Consider the following 19,942-nt stretch of genomic DNA (forward strand, 5'->3'; position numbering starts at 1 on the left):
ATGACTCTCCACTACGTCGGTGCAAGGTATCGGGCTGCTGTCAATCAGAACAGGCCCAGGGAATGAACAGCTGGTTAGGCATTATACAGGACTGGCTGTATCCGCCCACCTGCTTGCTGTGCGGCGACCCTGGCGCAGACGGGCGCGATCTTTGCCGGGACTGCGCCCTGGACCTGCCTTACAACCGCTGGTGCTGCCCTCGCTGCGGCCTACCGCTGGGCTCCGAAAGCGCGAGGGAATGCGGAGCCTGCCAGCGCCAACCGCCCCAGTTCGACGCCAGCGTGGCCGCCTTCCGCTACGAGGAACCGGTCCGCCACCTGATCCAGGGTCTCAAGTTTCACGCCCGCTATCCCGCCGGCCGTGTCCTCGGCAGCCTGCTGGCAGACCGACTGGCGCAACGGGACGAACGGCCCCAATGCCTGATTCCGGTGCCCCTGCACCCTGCCCGCTATCGCTCACGCGGCTTCAACCAGTCCATCGAGATCGCCCGCGAAGTCTCCGCCCGGCTCGGCGTGCCGCTGGACCTGGGCGGTTGCGTTCGTGTCCGGGCGACCCTTCCGCAAACGGAGTTGTCCGCCGCTGAACGCGCTCGCAACCTCCGCAATGCCTTCAAGGTGCTGGGCGATTACCGGGGCCTTGATGTGGCAGTGCTGGACGACGTGATGACCACCGGCGCCACCATGAACGAGTTGGCCCGCGTCCTGCGCAAGGCCGGCGCCCGACGCATCGAAGCCTGGGCCTGCGCGAGGGCCTGAATGGCGGTTTAACGGGATTTCTCGCTGGCCGACTCGCTCAGTATCGCCTCGGCGCAGGCCTGGCTCCCCTCTGCCGCCGTCAGATAGCCCTCCTGCTTTTCGACCGCCGCCCGTTGCAGGCAAAGGCCTGCTTCCGGCAATCGTCGCAGCACCTCCGGCAATGCGGCCAGATAAGGATCGCGCGCTTCCCCCGAAGCGTTTCTGATCCCGGTCAAGAATTCCAGGAGCGGGAGACCGGCGAGCCACTGGGCCTGTCCGAGCTTTTGCTGTCGTTGGGTGACCGGCGCATTGAATTCGATCACGGGACGGTCGTCGCTGTTGACCCGATAGTCCGCAAACCGATCCGCCGTCAGCCGGCCCACATAGTGCGTTAGAAGCTGCGCACCGCCCAGCTCCAGGGCATCCGTGGCTCCTGAAAAAAGGCGAGCGCCCGGCGGAAGGGGCGCCGGGCTGACTTGAGCCAGGAGACCCAAAACCGGCGTGCGCGGCGAGCCATCACCGCGCCACAGGGTCACCTGGGGGAACACCTCCAGCATCGTTCGCGCGATCACCCCGAATTCCGCCCGGGAAACCTGATAGGCCGGGATCCACTGCATGAACAGGCCGCCCTCGCGCAAGCGTTCGCGCGCGGCCTGGAAGTGCTCCAGCGTGTAGAGACTGCCGGTTCCAGCTTGCCAGGGAACGAACAGATCACCCACGATCACATCATAATTCTGCCGCGTGGCGGCCAGCCAGTTGCGCCCGTCCGCCTGCAACACGCGCGCCCTGGGGTCCTCGAACAGGCCGAAGTGATATGGCGCGAAATACAGGCGCGCCGCCTCGACGGCCCGCGGCAGGAGCTCCGCCACATACAGCTGACGGATCGGATGGCGCAACGCAGCGCCGGCCGTGATGCCGGTCCCCAATCCCAGAGCGAATACCGTCTCGGCTTTTGGGTGCAGCAGCACGGGCAAGGAGCCCTGCAGCGCCTCGGCGGCGGCCGAGCCGCTGCCGCCCAGGGTGTAGTGGTTGTCCTGCTTGATCTTGAGCTGATCGCCATGGCGCACCACCGCGACCGTGCCGGCGCTGTCTTCCCAGGCCTGCAGCAGGCTCTCGTCCTCGTTCAAGGGGTCGATGCGCACCAGCGGCAGCCGGCTTGAATCCAGCGCGGACACCAAGAGCAAGGCGCAGGCCAGAGGCAGCGCGCGTTGCCAACCCCGCGCATGGCGGCGAAAGTATTCGCCGGCCAGGGCTACCAGGAGGTACAGCATGGCCAGCAGCCGGATGCTGCTCCACAGCCCGAACCAGTCCAGCAGCAGAAACCCTGCCGCAAGCGCGCCGCACACAGCGCCCAAGGCATTGACCCGCAGCAGATGGCCGAGCAACGGCCCCTGCCGATCGCCCGAATGAGCGGTCCTGGCCAGCAGCAGGGGAAACACCGTCCCCAGCGTCACGAGGGCTGGGCCTGTCACGGCGCCAATCAAGCCCGCCACATGCACCAAGTACTCATCCCAGCCCAAACCTTGTCCGCTGTAACGCAGCCCCTCGGTGGCGAGGACAAATTCATGAGGCGTGGCAGCGACCAAAAGGGCAGCGGTGGCCAACACACCATAAAGGCAAGCATCCAGCAACCACCCCAGGGCCACCAGACACTTTGCCAGCAGCGCACCCAGAGCGAGCCCCAGCACGCAAACCACCAGTATTAACGAAAAGGTCTGCACCGAGTTCTGTAGCACCTGTGCGAACATGCGCGTCCACAAAACCTCCAGAGCCACCACCACCGCCCCCGACAGGAACGCGACGGAGAGCGTACCCGTCGGCAAGGGCAGCACCCTGCGAGGAGCGCCAGCAGACTCCGCGAGGCTCCTGGCGCTTCCCCGCGCCATGCACCCGATCAGGCCAATGGCGGCACTGGCCGACATCGCCGCCACGTAGGCCACGTCATAACCCCAGGCGGAAGGCAGGTAGATGCCCGCCAACAGGACGCCCCCGACACCGCCCAAGGCATTCAACGCATAGAGCAGGAGGGCGTTCCCCCTTCCCTTTCCCGCATTGGCGCAGAACTGATTCATGACCGGCAGGGTCCCGCCCATAAGGAAAGCGGCGGGTAGCAGCAGTAGAAACGACAGGAAGAACTTGGCCGAAAGCATCAGGCCGGGGCTTGACACAAGCAACTGGTGAAGGTCCGGATAAATCCAGCCGAAGACAGGCCGCAAGGCAAGACAGCCACCCGCAGACAGGGCAATCCCCAATTCCATGATGCCCCAGGTTCGCAGAGGCTGTTGCAGCAGGTGCGCGCGACCGCCCCAATAACCCCCGCCCAGGGCCTGGCCGGCAAAGAAGGCCGCCAGGGTAACCGCAGCGGCATGGGCCGTGGCACCGAATAGCAGGGTGAGTTCCCGCATCCAGAACAACTCATAAATCAGGCCAAGGACTCCGGACGCGAAAAACAATGGAGGGGCCAGGCTGCGACAGTTCATAAGGCCATGTTCGGAAGATCTATGCTCGCATGGGGCACGAACGCAAAGGCGCCTGCCCCTCTCCTAATTACTGGAAATGCCTGTTTACAAGGCGAAAATAAAGCCTAAACTGTATCTGGCTGTCCCGACAGGTGAAACGCCCCCCATGAAGCACGCCGTTTTCGCCTATGGCTCTTTGCAACTCCCGGAGGTCATGGCCTGTGTAACCGGGCAAGGGTTTCAGGCGGTTCCGGCGCGGCTGCCTCACTTCGCGAGGTTTCGCATCCGGGGAAAGTCCTTTCCCGGTATCCGCCCTGAGCCAGGGGCAAGCGTCGAGGGCCTGCTTTACCGCGACTTGACGGCCGCGGCCATGGAAAATCTGGATGCGTTCGAAGACGACTTCTACATTCGGCAGGCGCTTGACGTGGTAACTTTCACCGGCACGGCGGCGCGGGCTTTTGTTTATGTCATGGACCCGCAGTACCATGGACTGCTGGAGGATACCACCTGGGATCTGGAGCATTTCAAGCGTCATTCGCTCGGCGATTTCCTGCATCGCTGCAGGCACTTCGCCTCCAGCCGATCCCGCTGAACCGCCCTCCCGAGAACTCCTACCCTTAGGCTGACCAATGAACATCACCACGGAGAAACACGCTGACAAGACCCTGCTTCACATTCAGGAAGAGCGCATCGACGCCCATAATTCCTCCAACCTGAAAGACTATATCCTGCGACTCCTGGACAGCGGCGAGATTCGGCTGGTTGTCGACCTGGGACAAGTAAGGTTCATCGACAGTTCCGGCCTGGGAGCTCTGCTTTCCGGATTCAAGAACGCCGGACTGCGCCAGGGCAGCCTGACCCTGGTGGGCTTGCAGCCGCGCGTTCAGTCCATGTTCGAACTCACCCGACTGCACCGGGTATTCGAGATCTATCCGTCCGTCAAGGACGCCCTGGGTGAAGCCGTGGAGGAAACTCCCCATGAGTCGGACCACAATTGATCTGGAGATCGTGATTCCGACCCATACCCGCTACCTGGGGATGATCGGTAATATCGCCGAGGAACTGGCCAAAGGCATTCCCGATTTCAGTGGCGACCGCGAGGCGCTGGCCTACGACCTCAACCTGGTGCTCACCGAAGCCCTGGCCAACGCCATCGAACATGCCTCAGCCGAGACCATCCGTATTTCCATCCATCTTGAAGACAAGAACCTGCGCATTCAAGTGCATGATCGGGGCGGCGGCTTCGACCTGAAGCAGGTTCAATGCCCGGAACCGGACGCCCTCTGCGAGCGAGGGCGGGGAATCTTCCTGATCCGGACCTTCATGGATTCTGTCGACTATCACAAGACGGCCAACGGCAATGTGCTGGAAATGCACAAGCGCCTGGCCTGATTCCACCTTTTCCTCGCCTTTCAGTGATCAGGCGGGTCATTTGCGACCTTCGCCGTGATCCAAAGCAATTCCGGCTGGAACACACGCTTCACCCGCTTCATGAAACGGGCCCGAGGTCCCGACGCGGCGACCACGCTGACCGCCATGCCCCCCGCTTACACTGCGTTGACGCCGCCGAGCCTGGCTGCGCGCGATGCGCTGCGCCTTAATGCCCTGACCGACGCCAGCTCTGCCGCCGCGGACCTGTGGCGCGATCCGCGGCAGTCTCCCGCCGGCACCTATCGGCTGCAGGTCTACAGTTTGAGCAGCATGGACCTAGACCGCATCCTGCCCTTGCTGCAGAACCTGCACCTGAGGGTGCTGGACCAGATGGCCTTCGACTTTCTGCTGGACGGACGCGCCAGCCATATACGCAGCTTCAGCGTTCTGCCGGCCTGCCAGGGTGATCCATTGCGCTGCCGCAAAGCGCTGCTCCTGGAAACCTTGACGGCCCTGCTGCGCGGTGCGATAGAAAACGACGCGCTCAATGCCCTGTCCATTCTCGCCGGCCTGCCCTGGCAGGACATCGACGTACTGCGCGCCTACCGCAATCACTATTTCCAATGGAATCCCCGCTGCTCGCCGGAGCGCTTCCACCAAGCCCTGTTGCGCGAACCCGCAGTGACGCGACTGCTGTTCGGATACTTCCAGGTCCGCTTCCAACCCGACCCGAACCTTCCCACGGCGGCCAGTCGCGAGGAGGAACTGCTGCCCGCCAAACGAGAGGAACTGGTTGCTGCCCTGGCCAAGGTGAACGACAGCGGCGCGGACCGCATCTTGCGCGATCTTTTCAACCTCATCGACGCCACGCTGCGCACCAACCATTATCTGCACCGCGATGGCCCGGACCGGTACGTCGCCCTCAAGATCGACAGCATGGGGGTTTTCTCCATGGCATCCCCCAAGCCACGGTTTGAAATCTACGTGCACGCGCCGCACATGGAAGGCATCCACCTGCGAGGCAGCAAGGTCGCCCGGGGCGGCATCCGCTGGTCTGACCGACCCGATGATTTTCGTGAGGAAATTCTCGGGCTCATGCAGACACAGATCATAAAGAACGCCCTCATCGTCCCCCATGGCGCCAAGGGCGGCTTCATCGTCAAGGCGCCCAGCCTGCGACGCCAGGAAGCGCGGCAACAAGCCGAGGTAGCCTACCGCACACTGATCAAGGCGCTTCTTGAACTGACTGACAATCGCACGCAGACCGGTGTCACGCCGCAGCCCGGGATCGTCGCCTACGACGATGACGACCCTTACCTGGTAGTCGCCGCGGACAAGGGAACGGCCCACTTCTCGGACATCGCCAATGCCGTCGCTGCGGAATACGGTTTCTGGCTCGGGGATGCCTTTGCCAGCGGCGGCTCCCACGGCTATGACCATAAACGCCTGGGCATTACCGCACGAGGGGCCTGGGAATGCGTCAAGGGCCACTTCGCCGACCTAGGCCGTGACCCGCAGACCCAGCCACTGACCGTGGTGGGGGTGGGCAGCATGGACGGTGACGTGTTCGGCAATGGCATGTTGCTGTCCAGGCAGATCCGGCTGCTGGCTGCCTTCGGCTCGCGCCACATCTTCCTCGACCCCAACCCGGATGAGGAACGCAGCTTCGCCGAGCGCCAGCGCCTGTTCGGTCTGGACGGCGGCACCTGGACCGACTACGACCCGGCGCTGATTTCCGCCGGCGGCGGCGTGTTTGAGCGCAGCGCGAAGGAAATCGCCCTGTCCCCCGAAGTTCGGCAATGGCTGGGCCTGCGCCGAACCACCGTGGACGGGGAGGATCTGATCCGCCTGCTGCTCACCGCTCCAGTCGATCTGCTCTGGCTCGGAGGTATCGGCACCTATGTCAAGGCCAGCGGCGAGAAGAACGAAGAGGTGGGCGACCGCGGCAATGACGGGGTGCGTGTGGATGCCAGCCAGTTGCGCGCGAAAGTTGTCGGCGAGGGTGCGAACCTGGGCTTAACACAACTGGCTCGGGTCGAATATGCCCTGGCCGGCGGCCGTCTGAACAGCGATGCCGTGGACAACTCAGCCGGCGTCGATCTCTCTGACCATGAGGTGAACCTCAAGATCCTCCTGACCCACCCGTCATCGGCCCCGGCGACCTTAGCGGAGCGCGATCTCTGGCTAAACCGGGTGCGCGATGAAGTCTGCCTCTCGGTCCTGTCACATAACTCCGAGCAAAGCCTCGCCATATCCCTGGATCTGGAACGCAGCCGCCACGATCTGGAGCCATTCCTTGAAACCGCGGATTACTTGGCACGGGCGGGACTCCTGGATCGGCGCAGCTGCTCGTTTCCCGGACGCAAGGACGTCATGGCCCGCGAGGGGCGACGCCTCACCCGCCCGGATCTGGCCATGCTCATGCCCTCCAGCAAGTTGGCGATCAAGCAGGTCCTCTTGGAACATGAATCCTTCCTCGCCCCCTGGACCCATGACAGCCTCTATCGCGACTATTTCCCATCAGCGCTGGGTGAACGTTTCGCGGACCGCTTGCCTCACCATCCCCTGGCTCGCGAGATCGCCGCCGCGCAGATTTCCAACTGGATCGTCGGGCGAGCCGGGAGCGCCTTTCCAGCCTGGTGCGAACCCATCGAAAGCGAAGCGCTGCTCGAGGCCGTCGCAGCGTACCTGGTCTTCGACCGCGGATTCGCCTTTGAACCCGTGAGGCGCAAGATTCGCCAAGCGGCCGCAGGGCTTGGAGCCGATAGCCGGCTCCCGCTGCTCATTGCCATAGAGGACGTCATCGCGCAGACCTTTCACTGGTTTCGGCGGCGTTCACCCGCCGCTATCTGGGAGCCCGAATTGGCGGGCCGCTGGCAGGCAGGCCTGGCCAGCTTTCTGCAACTTGTTGAATCCGCACCAGGGGCACAAAACCCGCACCTGCCCGGGCCGTTGCCCCCGGACAGTCTGGCAAGCCTGGATCTGACGGTACAGGAAACACGGCTGCTCAGCATGCTGCCCGCCCTGGGGGACCTGCCCGCATTGATCGAATTGTCCGTTAAGTCGGGTGCGCCCATGGCCAGAGCTGCCCGGGTCTATTTCCGGCTGGCCCGCGAACTGGGGCTTGATCGCCTGCTGGCGCAACTCCAGATCAAGGCCACAGGCGATCTCTGGGAACACAGGACGCGCGTGGCGGCCGCGTTTCGCCTGCGATCCAACCTGTTGCGGCTTTGTCTTGGCAGGCTCGCGACGGAAAGCGCCGGAGCCGACGATTTCTCCGCGCCTGTTGGACGCAAACCGGAGTGGGACCGCTTCCGTGGGCGATGCAGGGAACTGTTGGCCAGTCGCTCTGTCACACTATTCGGAATATGCGCCATAGCCCTGGACTTCGAAGATTTGTTGGACGACGGTCAACGAGCCTGACCGCCCGCTCCGGTTGCTTGGACTTCAAATTTGCAGCGGGCTGGCCGATACTGAGTCTGAAGGCGCCACAAGAACCGAGGCGTGACCGCCAGGGTAGTTTCAATCAAGACAAGAGGATTGAGTGATGTTGACCGAATTACGGGAAATCCTTTCGCTGGCCGCGCGCGCCCTGCTGCTGTCGTTGCGCCGCCCGAAGCCGCCGGCGAAACGCTGCATCTATCTGGAACGCCGCGACGGCGGTAACTCCGATGGGCCATTCCAGAACCTGTGGACGCCGCGCGGCACCTTGCAGATGAAGAAGGTACGCGCTCGCCGGAGGGATTGACTCGGCCCATCTCAAACACGCTCGACAACGAAGCCGGCTACACGCCGGCTTCGTTGTGTTTGGAGCCACTTGAACTAAAGTGTACGAGCATGCTTTCATGCGCAGCGGCGATCACCCTTGCCTACCTGCGGGACCGACTAGCATACATGCGGACGCCGTCTCAACGCGGCCGGAACCCACCCTGTATGCGAGAATTGTCGCCCTCGCTGTGTGCCCGAAACCCACCGGAGGTCATGCGGGCCGAACCCCCATAAGAAGGAGCACTCGAACATGACGTTAAACAAAGTCTCCCGCCACGGCCTGGCGAGCCTGCTGTTCCTCGCCTACCTGGGCTGCGCCCAGGCGGGCGTGTACAAGTGCACGGACGCCAAGGGCCACGTCTTTTACCGCGACACGCCCTGCCAGGAACTGACCACCGCCAAGTTGCCCAGCCATCTGTCGCAACTCGGCAACCAGGATCAGACCCGCCTGTTCATGTGGAAGGCCAGTTCCCAGAAACCCGGCAAGGGTGCCGCATACCTGCTCGGCTCCATGCATTTCGGGAGCTCCGAGATACTGCCGTTGCCCGCGCGGATCATGGATGCGTACATCGCCTCGGACGTGTTGGTAGTGGAAGCCAATGTGGAGAATTCCGGCGCCGGCGAGGCAGCCAGGAAACTGGCGGAAGCGGGTACCTATCACGACGGCAGCATCCTGGAGAACCACGTGAAGCCCGCCACCTGGCAGAAAACCTTGGAAGCGGCCAAGAGGCTGAGCCTGACCGAGGATGCCATGAAACCCCAGAAGCCCTGGATGGCGGCCCTGTCGCTGACCGCGACAGCCCTCAAGAGCGCCGGTTACGATCAGAGCATGGGCATCGATCAGACCATGATCAAGGAAAACGGCATCAAGAAACCGATGCTCGAAATCGAATCCGTGGACCAGCAAGTCAAGCTGTTCGAGCAATTCTCGCCCCAGGAACAGGAGCAAATGCTGCTGCAGTCCCTGCAGGACTTGAATCGGGGGCCGGATCAGTTCAAGCAGATCATCGACGCCTGGAAGAATGGCGACGTGGAGGCCATGGACATCATCGTACGGCAGAGCTTCGATGCGGGCGCCACCAGCAACAAGCTCTACCAAGTGCTATTCAGCGACCGCAACACCGCCATGACCAACAAGATCGACGAACTGCTGGATGATGGCCGCACCTATTTCATCGTCATCGGCGCCGGCCACCTGGGCGGGGAGCAAGGGGTACTGAAACAACTGGAGGCGAAGGGCTACACCCTCACCCAATCCTGAGAGGCTGTTAAAAAAAATTTACTGCGCGTCCCGATTGCTGCGTCGCACGCTGCTCGGACAAATCGGCAGGGAGACGATTTGGGCGCGTAGCGCATCGAAGATGCAAAACACAGGATGTGTTTTGTCTATCCTCATGTACCCCACGTGCACCGGGGCTCCCGCGCTGGGGGCTCCTTGCGCTTGGGCTGCTCGCTACGATTTTTCACAACCTCTGAAGCGAGACACCCGGCCGCTAACCGCCGGTCATGTTCATGTGACGGAAAATGACCGGTTGCTCCCTCAACTCGAAATAATGACGCTCCGGCTTGATGGCCAGGGATGCGACGATGGCCCGTTGCAAGCGCTCGGCGTCGCCCGGATGCGACCGTAGAACCCGTTTCAGGTCCACGGAATGCTCGTTGCCCAGGCACAGCAGCAGGCGACCTTCTGCCGTCAACCGCACACGGTTGCAACTGCCGCAGAAATTATGGCTGTGGGGCGATATGAACCCGATCCGAGTCTGTGTACCGGCCACGCGCAGGTAACGGGACGGGCCGCCCGTTCCCTCCGTGGTCGGCAGCAGGGTGTATTCGCGCTCCAGATCGTGCCGGATTTCGTCGCTGGAATAATATTCCTCAGCCCGGTCGTGGCCGTCCACGACACCCAGCGGCATTTCCTCGATGAAGCTGATGTCGAGTCCCTGACTAAGCGCGAAAGCCACCAGGGGCCGCACGTCCTGATGATTGCGGTTTCTCAAGATCACGCTGTTGAGCTTGACCCGATCGAAACCGGCCTGCCGCGCCGCCTCGATGCCACCGAGTACGCGCTCTAGGCTCCCAAAACGGGTCATCTGGCGAAAACGGTCGGGATCCAGCGTATCCAGGCTGATATTGACGCGCTTGACCCCCGCCTCACGCAGTTCGGCGGCCATCTCGGCCAGATGCGAGCCGTTGGTGGTCAAAACCAGTTCCCGCAGGCCTTCAAGACGTCCCAACTTGCGCAGCAGATCCAGCACGCCCTTGCGTACCAGCGGCTCGCCGCCGGTGATCCGGATCTTGTCCACCCCCAGCGCCACGAAAGCGGAAGCGACGGTTTCGATCTCCTCCAGGGTGAGGATTTGGGCACGCGGCAGGAACTGCATATCCTCCGCCATGCAATAGATGCACCGGAAATCGCAGCGGTCGGTTACGGAAATGCGCAAATAACTAACTTGTCGCCCGAAACGGTCGACGAGACTGGGCGCAGAGGAATCGGCAAGCTTCATGCTAGTTACGCGGGATTATATCTTTTGTATTTTCGCACCGTTAGACCGCGGCGCAAAGCAGAAAGTCCCGCTTCAGCGAAGTTCGCCCTGCATGCTCACCCGCTGCGCGGGTTCCACGATCTCGCCCTTGATCTCCAGATCGATCTTCATCCGCTTGGCCGCCGCCTTGGTTGCCTTGGCGTCCGGATAAGGCCCGGCCAAAACCTGGTAGCGCCCGTCCCTCAGCACCGCCTGGGCCGGTATGCGCGGTCCCTGATGATTGAGCATGGCGGCCAGCCGCCGGGCGCTGCCCTCATCCGGGGTCTCGGCGGCGCGGATGTACCAGCCCTCGGACGCCAGCGCCGGGGGTGAAGGCTGGCCGTACAACTGCCGCGGGCGATCCAATGGCAACGCGTCTGCCAGCACCTGTTCCAGGCTCTGGGATCCGGTCAGGATGGGCACGGGAATGCCACGTGCCTGGGCCAGGGCTTCTTCCACCTTGGGCCAGTCCAGCTGCAGCCCCTGCTTCTTTTCCATCTGTTTGAGCCTGGCCACCAAGCCCTGTCGCAGGCGCTTGCCATCCATCTCTTCATGGGGATCATGAACCTCCAGGTACAGCATGCCGTCCTGGGTCCCCACCAGGAAAGGTTGGTTGACGATCTTGACAGTGGTCTTCTTGGGCACCGCCTGGAACAGCTTTTCAATGTCCTCCGGATACAGCCGCAGGCAGCCGTTACTGGCCCTGAAACCGATGCTGTAGGGCTTGTTGGTGCCATGAATGAGGTAACTGGGCTTGCTGAGGTACATGGCGTAATCCCCGAGCGGATTGTCGGGGCCGGGCGACACCACCGCCGGCAGAGGATCACCCTTCTGTGCGTGATCGCGCCGGATCGACTCGGGCACATACCAGGTCGGGTGCGCGGTCTTGCGATCCACCGTCATCAACCCGGTCGGCGTGGAACGCCCCTCCTTGCCTATGCCCACCGGATAGGTCAGCACCTGCGCGTCCTGACCCTTCTTCCCCGGTGCGTAGTAAAAAAGGCGCATGGATGCCAGGTTGACCACGATGCCCTTGCGCGGGGCCTCCGGCAACATGAAGCGCAAGGGCAATACCACGGTCTCGGCCGGCGGCGCCCAGGGTTCCAACTCCGGATTGGCAGCACTGATCTGCTCGAAGCCCAGGCCATAGTGGCGGGCCAGATCCGAGAGACTGTCACCTTCGCGCAGCCGGACCGTAGCCAAACGGCCCACGATGCTGTCGTCCTTGCCGATGGCGAATTGGTGGGATTCGACCTGCTCGATGTGCGGGCGGGTCACGTGATAGACCTGCGGCCTCACACCCTCATGAAATGAACAGGCGGGCAGAATGCCCAGCACCAGAAGTAGAAGCAGGGCGCGCCGCAAGGCCGGCGCCAAAACGAAAGTCATGGACACAATAGACTTGAATTCAGGTTCAGGAAATACTGCCGCCGGTCCCGCAGCTCTCGGAACGCCAGGCTCGATACAGTGTGTGAACATGACAAGCAAATTAAGAGCCATCTGTGCCTCCCTCCATCCTGTTGCACATACTCCATTGATTCCTATCAATCTTCCAATTCGACTTCACATGACAGGGCAGCCTGGCACAGAACCAAGGCCGCCAACCGTGTCGCCCCAGGACGACAACGCCCGCGGTCGACCTGGCCATTCCGCCGCCGGCCTGCCTCAAGAGCGTTTAGCTTTTCTCCCTTTCGGCCGCCTGGATTTGCCCGCCTTGACCGGATCGGCGAGCGCTTTTCCTTCGTTGCCCGATGCTTTACCGGCAGCAGCACCGCTGGCCGCAGCGACAGCCGCTTCCAGTTCCCGCTCGGCATCCTCCGACGCCTTGCGCCGGCTCTCGCCCACCAGGCGCAAGGCCTCGTCGGTTTCCCCCGGCGTCATCTCTTCCGCCAGACCCTTGCGCGCCAGGGCCGCGTCCTCGCTGCCCTGCTCCGCGGCGAGGGTGTACCAGTAGTAGGCCTTCGCAGGATCGCGCGAAAGCCCTTCACCTTGGGCATAAAGAGATGCCAGCACGGTCTGCGCGGAGCGGTCTCCCTGTTGCGCCGCCTTGGTGAACCAGCGTGCCGCCTCTGCCGGATTCTTCTCCGTGCCCAGTCCGTAATAATGCATGACACCCAGCTTGGACTGTGCCATGCGTTCATTCTGCTCGGCCGCCAGCAGATACCAGCGCCCCGCCTCCAGATAGTCCTGCTTGACCCCGGCACCCTTCATGTAGAGGTTGCCCAGATTGACCTGGGCCACCACATTGCCGGCCTCCGCCAGAGGCTTGAACAACTTCAATGCCGCACCATAATCCCGCCGCGACACCGCCGCAATGCCCTCCTCCAGGGCATCGGCCGACGCCGCCCCGGAAAGTGCCAGGAAAAGCAGAAGAATTGGCGCCCATTTCGCCCGCACTCAATTCACCGTCAACACGATCTTGCCGATATGGGCGCCGCTCTCCAGGTAGCGGTGCGCCTCCGCCGCCGCGTCCAGTTCAAAGCTGCGGTCGATGACCGGCCGCAGCTTTCCCTGTGCCAGCAAGGGCCAGACCTTCTCGCGCAAGGCGGCGGCTATGCGGCCTTTCTCCGCGACGCTGCGCCGCCGCAGGGTCGAACCGGTGAGGGTCAAGCGCTTGAGGAGGACGGGCAACAGATTGATCTGGGCTTTCGCCCCCGCCTGCAATCCGATCTGCAGCAAACGTCCCTCTTCTGCCAGGCACGCCAGGTTGCGCTGCAAATAGTCGCCTCCCACCATGTCCAGAATCACATCCACGCCCTGCCCTTGGGTGATTTCGCCGACCACCTCGACAAAATCCGCTTCGCGGTAATTGATCGCAGTCGCGCCCAGCGCCTCGCAGGCGCGGCATTTGGCGAGGCTCCCGGCCGTGGCGATCACCCGGGCACCGAAGCGCCGCGCCAGTTGTATCGCCGTGACGCCGATGCCGCTGCTGCCCCCGTGCACCAGAAAAGTCTCGCCGGCAAGCAGCCGGCCTTGCTCGAATACATTGGTCCAGACGGTGAAAAAGGTTTCCGGCAGGCTCGCGGCCTCCACCAGGTCCAGACCCTCCGGCACCGGCAGGCACTGGATGGCAGGCGCCACGCAGTACTCCGCGTATCCGCCGCCCGCGACCAGGGCACACACCTTATCGCCCACCCGCAGGGACCCCGCCAGGGTGCCCACCGCCACGACCTCCCCCGCCACCTCCAGGCCCGGAATGTCCGAAGCGCCGGGCGGCGGCGGATACATCCCCATGCGCTGCATGAGGTCGGGCCGATTGACCCCGGCTGCGGCCACCTTGATGAGCACCTCGTCCGGTTCCGGAACCGGCACCGGGCGTTGCCGCATCGCCAAGACTTCTGGCCCGCCAAACGCGGTGATCTCCACCACCCGCATGGAACCTGGGCCGGATCGTGGCGTTGCCGGGGGCGTGTTGCTGCCGGCCATCACAGCCCCGCCAGCCACAGGCGCAGTCGCAGACCGGGCCCACTGGTATAGCCCGAGGTGGCAAATCGAATCTGCCCCTGGGAATCCAGAACGAAAACCGTGGGCACCCCGCGCAAGCCGAACGCCTGACTGATGCCGCCGTCTTCATCGGGCAGACTGTCCACGGCCAAACCGGACGATTTCAGGTAACGCCGCACTTCTTCCGCGTCCCCCGACTGCATCGCCACCCCGACCACGCGATGATCACTTGCCACCGAATTGACCGCGCCCTGCATGGCCTTGCACACCGGGCACCAGCTCGCCCAGAAATAAAGCGCAGCCGGCTGGCCGCGCAGGCTGTTCAGGTCGAAAGGCGCTCCGCCTGCGGTCATACCCATCAAGGGGGGCGACTGCCCGGACACCAGGTTACGACTGGTATAGAACTGAACGCCCACCACGAAGGCGGCGATGGCTACCCAGGAAAACAGGCTGCGGGCGAACTTGCTCATGCGCCAAACTCCGCGAATCGCTGCATCAGCGCAGGCCCATTGCGCTTGAGCCAGGCTCGTTCCAGCGCATAGCCCGGCAGGTGCTCGGCCACCAGGGACCAGAATGCGGCGGAGTGATTGCGCTCGCGGATATGGCACAACTCGTGGACCACCACGTACTCCAGCACGGTCTCCGGAGCGAGCGCCAGCAGCCAGTTGATGTTGATGTCGCCGCGGGGTCCGCAACTGCCCCAGCGCGAGACCATGCGCTTGATACGAATGGCGCGAGGGTTCAAGCCATGGCGCGGCGCATGGGCGAGCGACAGGCGGGCCACCTCGCCCCGCAGCCAGTGCCGGATCCAGCTGTAAAGCACCTGCTTGAGCACGCTCTCGCGGCCTGGACCCACCCTGGAAGGCAGCGTCACACTGAAGCACTCGTCGATGCGGACATTGGCCCTGCGGCCGGACGTTTCCTCCACCGCGAGCGGAATCTCGCGCCCGCGCCAGGGTAGGGTCGCGCCGGGTTCGAGCAGGCCTGGACCCTGGAAGACCTTGAGCTTGGCATCCATCTCGCGGACCTTGCCTTCGGCCCAGGACCTGTGTTTCTGCAGGAAGGATTGAACCTGGCGCTCGGTCGCCGCCAGGGGGGCCACCAGTTCGATGATCCCCGGCCTCACCACCAGCCGCAGGTACTTGGCCCGGGCACTGCGGCGCACCTGGATGCCGGGCGTTTCGATGCTCACCCACCGACCTCATCGGCGCTTGCCGCACCACCTTTGTGGATGGCGACGATTTCCAGCTCCAGGTCCCCGGCGGGGCGGCGCCACGTCACCCAATCACCCACGCGGGCGTTGAGCAGCACCTTGGCCAGGGGAGAAATCCAGCTAATCTTGCCGGCGGCGGCATCCGCCTCGTCCTCTCCGACGATGACAAAGCGGCGCAGATCTGCTTCGCCCGCCACCTCCACGTCCACCGCGGCGCCGAAATGCACGCGGTCGCCAGGCTGGCCATCCGGCTCCACCGGGATTGCGCTGCTGATGCGGTCGCTGCAGTAACGCAGGTCCCGATCCACGATGACCAGCTCCTGGCGCGCGGCCAGGTCATCCAGGCCTTCCAGGCCGCGTCGCCGCTGCTGCAGCTCGCGCAGGCGGGCATGCAGACTGGCCAGTCCATCAGGCGTGACGTAATTGGGAAACGGACTGCGCGGCCGAAGGGGAGCCTCTTCCAGTGCGGACTCGGCATCGGACTCCTTGACGAACGCTCGACTCATGCTTGTAACCGGATATTCATGCGAACAGATGACACTCGGACAAAAAAGCTGGCCACGATTATCCCGCTTTGGACACCGCTTGCGCCATAGGTCAAGGCGGCTGGCGAGGCGCCGTTGCCCCGCGACCTCCCTGTGCGCTGCGGCAATATGCCGCATTTCAAGGACTTGGCTATCCGCTCGCGCACCAATACACTGATCATCCCGTCGCGCCGCCATGCTGTGGGCGCCGCGGCCAGCAATACGGCGCATAGACGCCGGACTCTTGAGGTTATGGACTTGTGGCGGAAACGCCTGAATCGTTAGGAACGAGGTCCAGACACCTATGCACATGACGCTCACCAAGAACTCCGGGGCGGGCCCGGCCCAGGAGTCAGGCTCAAGGCCCGGCAGTCACGAGCAAAGGCTCGTCGAGACAGCCGTGCGCCTGCAGATCCGCAAGATTCCCATCCTGCTCGTCGGTGAATCCGGGGCCGGCAAGGAGCACCTGGTGCGGACGGCTCACGCCGCGGGCCCCCGCAGCAGCGCGCCGCTGATCGCCGTCAACTGCGCTTCGATCCCCCGCGAACTCATCGAAAGCGAACTGTTCGGCTACGCCGCCGGCAGTTTCACCGGCGCCCACCGGGAAGGCAAGTCTGGAAAGTTCCTCCTGGCGGACAAGGGCATCCTGTTTTTGGACGAAATCGGCGACATGTGCCTCGACCTACAGGCGGTGCTGCTGCGGGTGCTGGAAACCTCCGAGTTCTTTCCCGTGGGCGCCAGCCGGCCGGTGCGGGTGGACGTGCAGATCATCGCGGCAACCAATGTGCCCATCCAGCAGGCGGTGCGCGAGGGGCGCTTCCGGCGCGACCTGTACTACCGGCTGAATGGTGCGCAATTGATCGTGCCGCCCTTGCGCGAGCGCGATGACAAGTTGCAGATCGTCCACCGCATCCTGTCCCGGGAATTGCGGATCGCCGGCTTCGACCCCTTCCGCAAGCCATCATCGGAGGTCATGAACCTGTTCCTGACCCACCCCTGGCCCGGGAACATCCGCCAGCTTTCCAATGTCTTGCGGACCGCCATCAATCTGTCGGAAGACGGCGTCATCCGTCTCGAGCACCTGCCCGACGATTTCCTGGAAGAACTCAAGCACGACCTCGGTGCCGAGCCCTCCAAACAGGCGGAGCCCTGCCGAGTCATCGGCGCGCGCGTCATCGAAACGCCCGCCCAGGCAACCACCCTCGCCGACTGGGAACGCCGCGGCATCGCCGCCGCCCTGGAAGTCTGCCGTGGCAACGTCACCCGCGCCTCGCGCATTCTGGGCATCACCCGAGGTACCCTGTACAAGAAGATGGCGCTTTACGGCCTGCAGGATCGCCCGAGCCCGGCCGACTAGCCGTTTCCCGATTGGCCGCTAGGTCTCGCGCGCCCCTGCTTCTCGATACAAGCACTGCCTACCGCCCGCAGCCCAACGGACGGCAAGGCCCACAGCCCACCCCGCAAGCTGGCGTGCTGGCGGCGGGTGACGCCGAACTGGCCTACCGCTTCGCCCATGACTTGCCCGGAGCCGATATCGAGGCCTTCGAAGCCGTCATTGCGCAACACCCGGACCGCAAGTACGTAAAACTCTTCGAGGCCGAGCCCTGAACCAGCTATCGTCCAATGTGGTCCTGTTGAAGCTGCACCTGCAGTCCGACGCCGAGGGAATTCGGGCCATTCAATTTATCCCTGGTCAATGTATGGACCTCACCATCCTGGGCACGGATTTTTCCCGATCCTTTTCGCCCTCCAACGTGCCGAACCCCGACGGCATCCTGGAGTTCCTGATTCGCACCCCGCCGGCGGCACCGGCCTGGCCCCTGTCCTGTCCATGGTCAGGCGCATGCACGAATGGAAGGAACCCCAGGAGACCCGCATCTATTTCGGCGTCACCCATCAGCACGAAGCCTTTTACATAAATTAACTGAAGGCTCTGGAAGCCGCGATGGCGAGCCTCAGCGTGCGGCTCTGCGTCTGGCATACCGATGATTCGTGGGAATTCGAGAAAGGCAACGTCATCGAGATCCTGCGCAATGATCTGGCGGAAAGGCCGGTCAAGCCCGACCTGTATCTGCGCGGCCCGCCATGGTCGATGCGGCTCACTTCGCCTGCTCGGACTTCGGCATTCCCCAGGATCAGGTCTTCCTGGAGAAATTCCTGCCGTCCGGCCCTTGCGGCGACGCCTGCGACCCGAACACGGTGCACTCGCTCCATCAGCCGGCCACGGCGTGAGCCCGCGTGCCGCCAGCCCTGCCCCGCCACCGTGTCACACATACTCAATGACACCGAGTTCATGGCCGAAATGGCCAGACAGCTGGACGCCAGCATCGTCCAACTCGCCTAGCGGGAACAGGCACTGATGGATTACCTCGGGTCCGAGCGGGTGGAGGAAATTCGCGAACTCTGGGATCGCTCTCTCGGTCCCTACGACGAAGAAGCCTTGCGCCGTTCCCTGGACTGGCGCGGCGCGCGTCAAAATGCTGCGTGTTATCGAAACCCTGGCTCGCGCAGTCGGCTTTACTCTCGGTGCGACGGGGCCCGGCGTGATGATTCAACATCGCACCGATGGCATCACTCCCGTGTTCACCCGCGACGGCGTCACCGTGGCAAATTCCATTCACCTCAGTGACCGCCTGGAGGACGTTGGGGCACGCCTGCTGCGCGATGTCGCCGGCGCCACTTCCCGCGAAGCGGGCGATGGCACCACCACCGCGGTAGTGCTGGCGCGCTTCATCGCCCGGGAATGCGCCCGCAGCCTGGCCGCAGGCGTCAACCCGACGGAGCTGAAAAAGGGCATCGACCTGGCCACCCGCCGGCAAGGAAGGCGAGCAGGTCGCTGACCTGCTGCTGGAAGCCATCCGCCATGTGGGGCCGAGGGATATGGTCAATATGGAGTTGGGCAAGTCACCCCAGGACGAACTGGAATTGCTGGAGGGCGTCCATTTCGAGCAGGGCTATTTGTCGCCCTACTTCAGCACCGACAAGGAGCGTCGCCTCGCCGAACTCGATGAGCCCTACATCCTGCTCTACGACCGCGAAATCACCGATTTCATGGACCTGGTGCCGCTGCTGAAGAAAACCCAGTCCCAGCGCCGGTCACTGCTCATCATCGCGGAAACCGTCGCCAATCAGGCGCTGGCCTGGCCCGCCAACCGCTTTCTTCAGGTGCATTTCAAGAAATCCACATGGGAATTGCCGGTTTGTGGGAAGAGTTCGCCCTGCAGCGACGGCTGCTGGATGAACTGCTGGGGCTTTTGCTGTCGCGCTCACAGCGCCCCGCGGCCGCTTCGGAAGATAGTCTGCCGAACGGATTGCCCTTCCGGCAGTTTCCGGGACGAAAGAACTGAACCTCATGGAAAGGAAGACGCCGTGGCGCCGACTCAAGGCAGTTTGCGTTCACTTATTAAACAGCCCACTGTGCAAATGTCGAGCGGCGTCCGATTTCCCGACACTGCTCTTCCTCACCCCGCGTAGCGGCAGGAGGACACAAGGCACTGATCTGATTTGAAATAGCTGCTCCGAGCGGATATGGCACGCAACTTGGCAGTCATACGGAGTCACGCGTTGGCCGAAGTGGACACGCGGACATCGCCAGATCGGAAACCCCACCAAAGAAGGAGCCCGCTCCATGCTTGATCAGATCAAGAACGTACAACAGATCATCATCCTGATGATCACCACCCTCATCGTGTCATCTGCGGCGGTAATTGTGACCAAGCTGCTCTGATGATTAATTCGGCTCAGGAAGGAGCAGAGAGAATCGGCGCAGGGATGCGCCCACAGAATCTGGCGCCTTGTCCCGGGGCTAAGGCGCTCAGCAAAAGCCGGCGGGGAAAAGCGCACCCCCTGCATTCCCCTGGACGACCCTCTACGTGGACCGCCCGGACTCAGGGTGCCCGGCCAGGAA

21 protein-coding genes and 1 pseudogene are annotated in these 19,942 nt (G+C 63.2%); 14 read left to right on the forward strand and 8 right to left on the reverse strand.

Annotated features, from left to right (window positions below):
* Window positions 1–62: 62 nt before the first annotated feature.
* A complete protein-coding gene (locus EK23_RS01285) occupies window positions 63–755 on the forward strand; it encodes a ComF family protein (protein WP_045223454.1) in 693 nt (230 codons plus the stop codon).
* An 8-nt stretch (window positions 756–763) separates the two neighbouring features.
* On the opposite strand, the gene EK23_RS01290 is transcribed toward EK23_RS01285, so the two are convergent.
* Window positions 764–3,214, reverse strand: coding sequence for a spermidine synthase (locus tag EK23_RS01290; RefSeq protein ID WP_097990816.1), 2,451 nt, complete (start codon window positions 3,212–3,214; stop codon window positions 764–766).
* Between the two features lie 145 nt (window positions 3,215–3,359).
* On the opposite strand from EK23_RS01290, the gene EK23_RS01295 reads away from it, so the two are divergent.
* The 6 genes from EK23_RS01295 (at window position 3,360) to EK23_RS01320 (ending at window position 9,593) form a co-directional block, all read left to right on the forward strand.
* Window positions 3,360–3,785, forward strand: a complete 426-nt coding sequence (locus EK23_RS01295; protein WP_045223456.1) for a gamma-glutamylcyclotransferase family protein — start codon at window positions 3,360–3,362, stop codon at window positions 3,783–3,785.
* 37 nt (window positions 3,786–3,822) lie between these two features.
* A complete protein-coding gene (locus tag EK23_RS01300) occupies window positions 3,823–4,191 on the forward strand; it encodes an STAS domain-containing protein (protein WP_045223457.1) in 369 nt (122 codons plus the stop codon).
* Window positions 4,172–4,585 carry an ATP-binding protein gene (locus EK23_RS01305; RefSeq protein ID WP_045223458.1) on the forward strand — a complete coding sequence of 138 codons (414 nt, stop codon included), beginning with the start codon at window positions 4,172–4,174 and terminating at the stop codon, window positions 4,583–4,585. Before EK23_RS01300 ends, EK23_RS01305 begins: the two co-directional genes overlap by 20 nt.
* 54 nt (window positions 4,586–4,639) lie before the next feature.
* Window positions 4,640–7,987, forward strand: coding sequence for an NAD-glutamate dehydrogenase domain-containing protein (locus tag EK23_RS01310; protein WP_052807800.1), 3,348 nt, complete (start codon window positions 4,640–4,642; stop codon window positions 7,985–7,987).
* A gap of 121 nt (window positions 7,988–8,108) precedes the next feature.
* Window positions 8,109–8,312, forward strand: a complete 204-nt coding sequence (locus EK23_RS01315) for a hypothetical protein (RefSeq protein ID WP_158002422.1) — start codon at window positions 8,109–8,111, stop codon at window positions 8,310–8,312.
* A 270-nt stretch (window positions 8,313–8,582) separates the two neighbouring features.
* Window positions 8,583–9,593 (forward strand): TraB/GumN family protein, encoded by a 1,011-nt coding sequence (locus EK23_RS01320; protein ID WP_045223460.1) that lies wholly within the window; start codon window positions 8,583–8,585, stop codon window positions 9,591–9,593.
* Window positions 9,594–9,825: 232 nt separating this feature from the next.
* On the opposite strand, the gene moaA is transcribed toward EK23_RS01320, so the two are convergent.
* From moaA to EK23_RS01355, 7 genes are all read right to left on the reverse strand, one after another.
* On the reverse strand, window positions 9,826–10,836 hold the full coding sequence (gene moaA / locus EK23_RS01325; RefSeq protein ID WP_045223461.1) for a GTP 3',8-cyclase MoaA: 1,011 nt from the start codon (window positions 10,834–10,836) through the stop codon (window positions 9,826–9,828).
* 72 nt (window positions 10,837–10,908) lie between these two features.
* Entirely contained in the window at window positions 10,909–12,243 is a 1,335-nt protein-coding gene (locus EK23_RS01330) for a L,D-transpeptidase family protein (protein WP_045223462.1), read from the reverse strand.
* 276 nt (window positions 12,244–12,519) lie between these two features.
* The gene (locus EK23_RS01335; protein ID WP_235281874.1) at window positions 12,520–13,251 is read right to left on the reverse strand and encodes a tetratricopeptide repeat protein; all 732 of its coding nucleotides are present in this window, start codon (window positions 13,249–13,251) and stop codon (window positions 12,520–12,522) included.
* On the reverse strand, window positions 13,252–14,229 hold the full coding sequence (locus tag EK23_RS01340) for an NAD(P)H-quinone oxidoreductase (protein WP_045223463.1): 978 nt from the start codon (window positions 14,227–14,229) through the stop codon (window positions 13,252–13,254).
* 50 nt (window positions 14,230–14,279) lie between these two features.
* Window positions 14,280–14,768, reverse strand: coding sequence for a protein disulfide oxidoreductase (locus tag EK23_RS01345; RefSeq protein WP_045223464.1), 489 nt, complete (start codon window positions 14,766–14,768; stop codon window positions 14,280–14,282).
* Window positions 14,765–15,490, reverse strand: a complete 726-nt coding sequence (locus EK23_RS01350; RefSeq protein ID WP_045223465.1) for a M48 family metallopeptidase — start codon at window positions 15,488–15,490, stop codon at window positions 14,765–14,767. Before EK23_RS01350 ends, EK23_RS01345 begins: the two co-directional genes overlap by 4 nt.
* Window positions 15,487–16,017, reverse strand: a complete 531-nt coding sequence (locus tag EK23_RS01355) for a GreA/GreB family elongation factor (RefSeq protein ID WP_045223466.1) — start codon at window positions 16,015–16,017, stop codon at window positions 15,487–15,489. The genes EK23_RS01350 and EK23_RS01355 overlap by 4 nt, the downstream gene beginning before the upstream one ends.
* Window positions 16,018–16,339: 322 nt before the next feature.
* Here EK23_RS01355 and EK23_RS01360 point away from each other — a divergent pair, with 322 nt between their 5' ends.
* The 7 genes and pseudogenes from EK23_RS01360 (at window position 16,340) to EK23_RS21400 (ending at window position 19,509) form a co-directional block, all read left to right on the forward strand.
* Complete coding sequence (locus EK23_RS01360; protein ID WP_052807802.1) at window positions 16,340–17,392, forward strand: sigma-54-dependent Fis family transcriptional regulator; 1,053 nt, start codon at window positions 16,340–16,342, stop codon at window positions 17,390–17,392.
* Between the two features lie 11 nt (window positions 17,393–17,403).
* Entirely contained in the window at window positions 17,404–17,643 is a 240-nt protein-coding gene (locus EK23_RS23180) for a hypothetical protein (protein ID WP_145998520.1), read from the forward strand.
* Window positions 17,640–17,819: pseudogene (locus EK23_RS24640) on the forward strand (aromatic/alkene monooxygenase hydroxylase FAD-binding subunit MmoC); the annotation flags it as partial. The gene EK23_RS23180 and the pseudogene EK23_RS24640, both read left to right, overlap by 4 nt.
* Window positions 17,732–17,959 carry a hypothetical protein gene (locus EK23_RS24645; protein WP_082053844.1) on the forward strand — a complete coding sequence of 76 codons (228 nt, stop codon included), beginning with the start codon at window positions 17,732–17,734 and terminating at the stop codon, window positions 17,957–17,959. The pseudogene EK23_RS24640 and the gene EK23_RS24645, both read left to right, overlap by 88 nt.
* A gap of 21 nt (window positions 17,960–17,980) precedes the next feature.
* Window positions 17,981–18,379, forward strand: coding sequence for a hypothetical protein (locus EK23_RS23190; protein WP_145998521.1), 399 nt, complete (start codon window positions 17,981–17,983; stop codon window positions 18,377–18,379).
* Window positions 18,380–18,512: 133 nt separating this feature from the next.
* Entirely contained in the window at window positions 18,513–18,875 is a 363-nt protein-coding gene (locus EK23_RS21395) for a TCP-1/cpn60 chaperonin family protein (protein WP_052807806.1), read from the forward strand.
* 25 nt (window positions 18,876–18,900) lie between these two features.
* A complete protein-coding gene (locus tag EK23_RS21400) occupies window positions 18,901–19,509 on the forward strand; it encodes a hypothetical protein (protein WP_145998522.1) in 609 nt (202 codons plus the stop codon).
* The last annotated feature ends 433 nt before the right edge of the window (window positions 19,510–19,942 follow it).

This window comes from Methyloterricola oryzae (genome assembly GCF_000934725.1).
Lineage (GTDB): Bacteria > Pseudomonadota > Gammaproteobacteria > Methylococcales > Methylococcaceae > Methyloterricola > Methyloterricola oryzae.